6 protein-coding genes are annotated in these 7,352 nt (G+C 69.2%); 3 read left to right on the top strand and 3 right to left on the bottom strand.

Annotated features, from left to right (window positions below; all coding sequences use genetic code 11):
• Positions 1 to 2,594 (bottom strand): DNA topoisomerase III (locus VFL64_RS17875; protein WP_489541730.1); only part of this gene is annotated, 2,594 nt, incomplete at its 3' end.
• A gap of 99 nt (positions 2,595 to 2,693) precedes the next feature.
• Between VFL64_RS17875 and VFL64_RS17870 the strand changes: the two genes are divergently transcribed.
• The 3 genes from VFL64_RS17870 to VFL64_RS17860 are packed head-to-tail and all read left to right on the top strand — an operon-like array spanning position 2,694 to position 4,885.
• A complete protein-coding gene (locus tag VFL64_RS17870; RefSeq protein ID WP_489541729.1) occupies positions 2,694 to 3,269 on the top strand; it encodes an SET domain-containing protein in 576 nt (191 codons plus the stop codon).
• Between the two features lie 3 nt (positions 3,270 to 3,272).
• Entirely contained in the window at positions 3,273 to 4,220 is a 948-nt protein-coding gene (locus tag VFL64_RS17865) for a biotin--[acetyl-CoA-carboxylase] ligase (protein WP_489541728.1), read from the top strand.
• Positions 4,214 to 4,885 carry an SPOR domain-containing protein gene (locus tag VFL64_RS17860; protein WP_489541727.1) on the top strand — a complete coding sequence of 224 codons (672 nt, stop codon included), beginning with the start codon at positions 4,214 to 4,216 and terminating at the stop codon, positions 4,883 to 4,885. Before VFL64_RS17865 ends, VFL64_RS17860 begins: the two co-directional genes overlap by 7 nt.
• Here the strand turns inward: VFL64_RS17860 and VFL64_RS17855 are convergent.
• A complete protein-coding gene (locus VFL64_RS17855) occupies positions 4,879 to 6,486 on the bottom strand; it encodes a S8 family peptidase (protein WP_489541726.1) in 1,608 nt (535 codons plus the stop codon). The two genes, VFL64_RS17860 and VFL64_RS17855, sit on opposite strands and share 7 nt — an antisense overlap.
• 48 nt (positions 6,487 to 6,534) lie before the next feature.
• On the bottom strand, positions 6,535 to 7,352 hold an 818-nt coding region (locus VFL64_RS17850; protein ID WP_489541725.1), incomplete at its 5' end, for a S8 family serine peptidase.

Raw genomic sequence — 7,352 nt, 5'->3', positions numbered from 1 at the left:
TTCTTGGCAGGGGCCTTGGCGGCCGTCGTCTCCGTGGCAGGTGCCTTGGCTGCGGCGGTCTTGGCCGGCGGCGCCTTGCCCGCACGCGGCTGGAACTCGAAACTCACCTTGCCTTCCTTCTTGTCGAAGGCGAGGAAGGCCTTGAACTTGCGCCGCGTCTTGTTGGAGACGAAGTTCTCCAGCAGGTCGGTCTTGCCGGTGGCGAGCAGCTTGGTGATCTGCTCGCGCGCCACCGGCTGCTGCAGGATGATCTTGCCGGTCTTGAAGTCGCAGGTGACATTGGCGCCGACGGCGTGCTCGCACACATAGCTGGTGCCGTGCTCGTACACGCGGCCCTGGTCTTTGGGGCAGGCGCCCAGCGATTCCTGGCCCGAGAAGTCGACCGGCTCGCCGGATTCGCCTTCCTTCTTGGCGTCTTCGCCGAAGTCGAACTCCAGCTTCCAGTTCTTGATCTCGTCGTCGAACACCAGGCGCAGCTCGGCGGTGAAGGGCCAACCCGCCTTGGAGCGAAAGCCCTCCAGCGGGCCGATCTTCTTGTTGGCCAAGAACTCTTCCACCTCGTCGAGCTCGAAGCTGCGCCCGCCGGGGATCTTGCCGATGGAGAAGCCGCAGCCCTCGCCGTCACCCGACTTGCCCGTGCAGGTGAAGCGGCGGTAGTTCTCCTTCACGATGCCGCCGCAGTTGGGGCAAGGCGTCTTGAGCGTGGCGTAGTCGCCGGGGATGGTGTCGCGGTCGTACTCCTTGGCCTTGGCGACGATGCGCTGCGTCATCGCGGCGATCTCGGCCATGAAGGTCTCGCGCTTGAGCTTGCCCTTCTCCATCTCGGCGAGCTGGTACTCCCAGTTGCCGGTGAGCTCGGGCTTGGTCAGGTCTTCCACGCCCAGGCCGCGCAGCAGCGTGGTGAGCTGGAAGGCCTTGGCCGTGGGGATCAGCTCGCGGCCGTCGCGGTGCATGTACTTCTCGAGGATCAGGCCTTCGATGATGGCCGCGCGCGTGGCCGGCGTGCCCAGGCCCTTCTCCTGCATGGCTTCGCGCAACTCGTCGTCGTCGATCAGCTTGCCGGCGCCTTCCATCGCCGAGAGCAGCGTGGCCTCGGTGTAGCGCGCAGGCGGCTTGGTCTTGAGCGCATTCACGTCCACGCTCTCGGTGCGCACCTTCTCGCCCGGCTCCACGGCCACCAGGTTGGCGTCGTCTTCCTGCGCCTCGCGGCCGTACACCGCCAGCCAACCCGGCTTGACCATCACCTTGCCGTTGGTCTGGAAGCTGTGCCCCGCCGCCACGCTGATGCGCGTGGTGACCTGGAACTCGGCCGGCGGGAAGAACACCGCCAGGAAGCGCTTGACCACCATGTCGTAGAGCTTGGCCTCGATCTCGGTCAGGCTCTTGGGCGCCACCAGCGTGGGGATGATGGCGAAGTGGTCCGACACCTTGGCGTTGTCGAAGATGCGCTTGTTGGGCTTGACGTAGCCTTCCTTGATGGCCTTCTTGGCATGCGTAGCCAGCGCCTTCAGCGGGCCGGGCATGTCTTCGGTGGCGATCATCTCCATGGTGTTCTTCACCACGGCCACATAGTCTTCCGGCAGGTGCTTGCTGTCGGTACGCGGGTAGGTCAGGGCCTTGTGCTTCTCGTACAGCGCCTGCGCGATCGAGAGCGTGGTCTTGGCCGAGAAGCCGAAGCGCGAGTTGGCCTCGCGCTGCAGCGTGGTCAGGTCGTACAGGCCGGGCGAGCTCTGCGTGCTGGGCTTGCTCTCTTCCGTCACCGTGGCGGGCTGGCCGCGCGCGGCATCGGCGATGGCCTGGGCGGTCTTGGCGTCCCACACGCGGTCGGCGCGGGCTTCGGCGTCGTCGCCCTTCTTCCACTTGGGGTCGAACCACTTGCCTTCGTACTCGCCGGCCTGGGCGGCGAACGTGGCCTTGATCTCCCAGTAGTCGCGCGCCACGTGCTTGCGGATCTTTTCTTCGCGCTCGACCACGATGCTGAGCGTGGGCGTCTGCACGCGGCCGACGGTGGTGAGGAAGAAGCCGCCATCGCGCGAGTTGAAGGCCGTCATCGCGCGCGTGCCGTTGATGCCCACCAGCCAGTCGGCCTCGGAGCGGCTGCGCGCGGCCTCGGCCAGGCCCCGCAGTTCCTCGTCGGAGCGCAGGTGCTCGAAGCCTTCGCGGATGGCCGCGGGCGTCATGCTCTGCAGCCACAGGCGCTTGACCGGGTGCTTGCTCTTGGCGTGCTGCTGGATCAGCCGGAAGATCAGCTCGCCCTCGCGCCCGGCGTCGCAGGCGTTGATGAGTTCGCTCACGTCCTTGCGCTTGACGAGCTTCACGATGGCGTTCAACCGCCCCTTGCTCTTGTCGATGGGGTTGAGTTCGAAGTGCGGCGGGATCACCGGCAGGTTGGCGAAGCTCCACTTGCCGCGCTTGACGTCAAACTCCTCCGGCGCCTTGATCTCCAGCAGGTGGCCCACGGCCGAGGTGACGAGGTGGTGCTCGCCTTCGAAGTACTCGTCGTGCTTCTCGAACTTGCCCGCGACGGGCGTCAGCGCCCGCACGATGTCCTGGGCGACCGACGGCTTCTCCGCAATGATCAAAGCTTTGCTCATGGCTCTTTCAATTGTTTGCGCCCGGTCCTACGGCGCTCTCTCTACAATCCGGGCTTCTCGCGCGTATACGCGTGCGCACACGCAGGCACGCGCGCACCCATGAATTCAATGTACCCAAAGAAGCAGATGACGCAAGCCCAAGGCGGGAAGCCCCACGCCAAGACACCCGCCAAGCCCCGCACCCCTGCCACCGCATCAGCCTCGGCCCGCCCTGCGGCCGCTGCTGCCGGCGGGCGCCGCATCCAGGTGCGCCGCAGCGGCGTGCACGGCAAGGGGGTGTTCGCCGTGGCGCCCATCGCCAAGGGCGAGGTCATCATCGAGTACAAGGGCGAAGTGATCTCCTGGCCCGAGGCGCTGCGCCGCCACCCGCACGACCCCAGCGACCCAAACCACACCTTCTACTTCTCGCTCGACTCGGGCGACGCCATCGACGCCAAGTACGGCGGCAACGCCGCACGCTGGATCAACCACGCCTGCAAGCCCAACTGCGAGGCCGACGAAACCAATGGCCGGGTCTTCATCAAGGCCTTGCGCGCCCTCAAGCCCGGTGAAGAGCTGTTCTACGACTACGGTCTGAGCATCGACGCGCCCTACACCGCCAAGCTGAAGAAAGAATACGAGTGCCGGTGCGGCGCCAAGGACTGCCGGCGCACCATGCTCGCCCCCAAGAGATAAGTCGTGAGCCCGATGAACGAACCGCTGCAATGGAGCGCCGAATCGCTGTGGCAGCAGCTTGAGCCGCTGCTGCCGGGCCTGAGCGTCGAGGTGGTGGCACGCAGCACCTCCACCAACACGGCGCTGTTGGAACGGGCCCGTGTGCGGGTGGAGCCGGCCACCGACGAGCTGGTGCAAGTGCGCCGCAGCATCGAGAGCGCCGCCTTCGGCCGCCGGGCAGCCGACGTGCAGCCCTGCCTGCTGGTGGCCGAGCACCAGACCGGCGGCCGCGGCCGCATGGGCCGCGTGTGGCAATCCTCCGCCGGCGCCTCGCTCACCTTCTCGCTCTCCCTGCCCATGAACCCGGCCGACTGGTCCGGCCTCTCGCTGGCGGTGGGCGTGGCCCTGGCCGACGCGCTGGAGCCCAAGCGCCTGCCCGGCCGCCCGACCATCGGCCTCAAGTGGCCCAACGACCTGTGGCTGATGGACGCGCCACCGGCCGAGATCGGTGACGTCTCGCCCCTGGGCCGCAAGCTCGGCGGCATCCTCATCGAGACCGTGATGGCCGGCCCGACGCGGCTCGCCGTGGTGGGCATCGGCCTGAACATCCTGCCCCAGCTCACCGACGAGGTCAGCAGCGGCTACGGCTACCTGCAGGAGCTCGATGCCCTCGCCACCGCGCCGCGCACACTGGCGCAGATCGCCGTCCCGCTGGTGCAGGGCCTGCGCACCTTCGAGCGCGAGGGCTTCGCGCCCTTCGCCGAGCGCTTCGCCGCGCGCGACCTGCTGCGCGGCCGCGCCATCACCACCACCCTGGCCGGCCTGCCCGAAGGGGTGGCGCAAGGTGTCACGCCCCTCGGTGCCCTGCGCGTGCAGACGGCCGACGGCCTGCGCGAAGTGGGCAGCGGCGAGGTGAGCGTGCGCCTCGACCACGGTGGGCCGCCCGACTCGGGAAGCGGCGCCCTATGCTGAGGCTGATCGTCCTCGCACTCATCGTCGCCAACCTCGGTTTCTACGCCTGGACGCAGGGCCTGCTAGATGGTGTGGTGGGCGCCCGCGCCCAGGGCGACCGCGAGCCCGACCGCCTGCAGCGCCAGGTGCGCCCCGAGACCATCCGCGTGCTCCCGCCCTCGGCGACCGCAGTCGCGGCGGTGGTGGAGCAGCCGCCCGCCTGCCTGGAAGCCGGTCCCTACACGCCCGCCCAGATCGCCGCCGCCGAAGGCGTGCTGCAGACCGTGCTGCCCAGCGGCAGCTGGACCACCACCCGCACCGAAACCGCAGCCGTGTGGGTCGTCTACATGGGCAAGTACCCCAACCGCGACGCGCTGCTGAAGAAGGCCGACGAGTTGAAGCGCCTGAAGATCGCCTTCGAAGAAGTGCATGGCATCAACCCCGAGCTCGACGAAGGCCTGGCGCTGGGCCGCTACGACAGCAAGGCCGCGGCCGAGAAGGCCCTGGCCGATGTCACCCAGCGCGGCGTGCGCACGGCGCGGGTGGCCGCGCTGTCACCCGCGGTGGTCACGCACAACCTGCACGTCGAACGCGCCGATGCCACGTTGCAAAGCCGCCTGGCCGGCCTGCGCGCCGAGGCGCTGCTCGGCAAGGCGTTCACGCCCTGCCCCTCTGTGCGTCAGTGACGAAGGCTTGCGTGACGGGTTGCCCGGCGTGGCGACCCCATGGCCAAGACGCCGACAGCCAGCGCGAAGCCGGCCAACCACAGCCCACCGAGCGCCCCGCCCCCTGACGACGGTTCGGGCGCCGAAGCCACCGGCGCGGGGGGCGGCGGGTTGAGCGCGTACTGCAGCGCCCCCACCGCGTCGGCCATGCCCGCGCCGCAGATGCTGGTGGTGCACAGACACTCCGACGATTGGATGGCCGAACACACCGGCAGACCCGCCACCACCACATGCGGCCGCGCGCTTGCACGCAGGCCGTCGATCACCTGCGCCACCGTGAGGCTGGGGTTGGCGCTCAGCATCAGGCCGGCGATGCCCGCCACAATGGGCGAAGCGAAGCTGGTGCCGTACACGTTGGCGTAGTTCTCGGAGAGCGGCGCACGCGGGCCGTCGTTCCAGAGGGTGAGCAAGCCGTCGTCGGCCGCCGGGTCGCCAGAGACGGTGGAGACGGCGATCTGGGGGCCGAAGTTGGAGTAGTAGGCCTTGAGGCCGTCGCGCCGCAGGCCGGCGACACCGACCACGCCATTGCAGCTGGCCGGCCGCGTGGGCGCGCCGGCCTCGTTGCCGGCGGCAGCCACCACCACCACCCCGACGGCCGCCAGCTCGTCGATCGCATCTTGGTAGGCGCGGTTGCAGGCCGCGCTGCCGCCGAAGCTGATGTTGATCACGCGCGCGGGGTTGGTGTTGTCGGGCGCGCCATCGACGTGCAACCCGGCCGCCCAGCGCATGCCGTCGACGATGTCGGCCACCGTGGCGCCGCACTTGCCCGCCACGCGCACCGGCAGCACGCGGCCGTTCCAGTTGATGGCGGCCACCCCCAGCTGATTGTTGGTCGCAGCAGCCAACATGCCGGCAATGATGGTGCCGTGCCAGGAGCTGTCTTGCTCGTTGCAGCCGGCGAACTCGGGGCGTGCGAGGTCGGTGGCGTCGACCCAGTCACCGGGGTCGGACGGGTCGGCATCGCGGCCATCGCCATCGTTCGCGTACTCGACTTCCGAGACGAAGTCGTAGCCCGGCAGCAGCCGGCCGCTCAGTTCGGAATGGGCGGTGACGCCGGTGTCGAGCACGGCCACCACGGCGCTGGCCTGGCCGGTCTCGGTGAGCCAGGCGGTCTCGAAGCCGGGCAGTGCGGCGTCGGCAGGCGACGAGCTGCGGGCGTGCAGCCACCACTGGCCACCCGATCCGCCAGCACCGTAGAGCGGGTCGTTGGGCACGTCGAGGCGGCGTTCGCGCTCATTGGGCACCACCCACTCCACCTCGGGCTGGGCACGCAATTGCGCGGCCATCTGTTCGGCATCGACGCGCGACAGCGCGCGGCCGAACGAGAGGTGCTGCGCCGAGCGGCCGGTGGGCCGCATCCGCGCCTCGCTCAGGCGCGCGGCCTGCAGCACGCGGCGCATGCGGTGGTTCGCTTCGAGGGTGCGCGTGACCGTCGAGACTGTGGCGGCCTGCTCCGTGGCGGGGGCGTCCTTGAACTTGACGATCAGGCCCGCGACCGGCTGAGCGGCCTGCGCTTCGCTGGTAACCACCCCGGTGAAAAGACTGGCAAGAGAGAGACCCATCAAGACTGCCCGGGCCCGGCGGAACTTCAACATCAGGACACAACCACTTCAGAAAGATCGTCGGCGCGACTGCAGCCGCAGGGCGACCACGGCAGACAAGAGGAGGAGGAGCCACACCGGACCGAGCGCGCCGCCGCCACCACCGCCGTCGGCGGCGCGGATGGGTGCGGGCGGGGGCGGTGGGCCGGCCACGTCGATGGCACGGTCGGTGGTCGACTGCGCACCGGTGCTGTCGGTCACCGACAGGCGCACGACGAAGCGGCCGGCGCCCGAGGGCGTGGCCGTGGCGCTCGCGCCGCTGGGTGCGAGTGCAGTGACGATGCCGCCGCCGTCGACCAGCGTCCACTGGTAGGTCGACAGCGTGCGCGGGCTGATCACGAAGGAGTTGCTGCCGCTCAGCGTGATGGTGTCGGGCGCCGCCGGGGATTCGCTGTTGAGCGTGACGCGCGCCTGCAGGCCGCGCGCCGCACCGGCCACCGCCGCACCGGCATCGAGCATGCCGGCGCCGCAGGTGGAGGTGGTGCAGTAGCACTCCAGTTGCTCTGTGCTGTCGGGTGCGCGGCAGGCCAACACGCCGGCGTCGGCACCGCTGTTGGGGAAGCTGCGTGTACTGCCTTGCAGGGCGGCGCGCACATCGGTTGGCGTCATGCCCGGCCGGGCGGAGAGCATCAGGGCGACCGTGCCGCTGACCAGGGGCGCCGAGAAGCTGGTGCCAACCGAGATGTTGTAGCTGTCGGTGTAGATCGAGCCACCGTTAACGTCTGTCTGAAACGTTGTGCTGCCGCTGTTGGTCGTAGTCAGGATCGGATAGAGGCAGGCCCCGGTGTCGTTCACGCAGTTGCCGCCCGGTGCGCTAAGGGCCACCT

It is taken from the genome of Rhizobacter sp. (genome assembly GCF_035702065.1).
Taxonomy (GTDB): Bacteria; Pseudomonadota; Gammaproteobacteria; order Burkholderiales; family Burkholderiaceae_C; genus Rhizobacter.
Note: the sequence above shows the minus strand (reverse complement) of the source record. Positions and strands in the feature narration are given on the sequence as shown.

Coding starts and splice junctions, on each gene's coding strand:
- VFL64_RS17870 (WP_489541729.1), top strand. CDS start 2,694: ATGAATTCAATGTACCCAAAGAAGCAGATGACGCAAGCCCAAGGCGGG.
- VFL64_RS17860 (WP_489541727.1), top strand. CDS start 4,214: ATGCTGAGGCTGATCGTCCTCGCACTCATCGTCGCCAACCTCGGTTTC.
- VFL64_RS17855 (WP_489541726.1), bottom strand. CDS start 6,486: ATGGGTCTCTCTCTTGCCAGTCTTTTCACCGGGGTGGTTACCAGCGAA.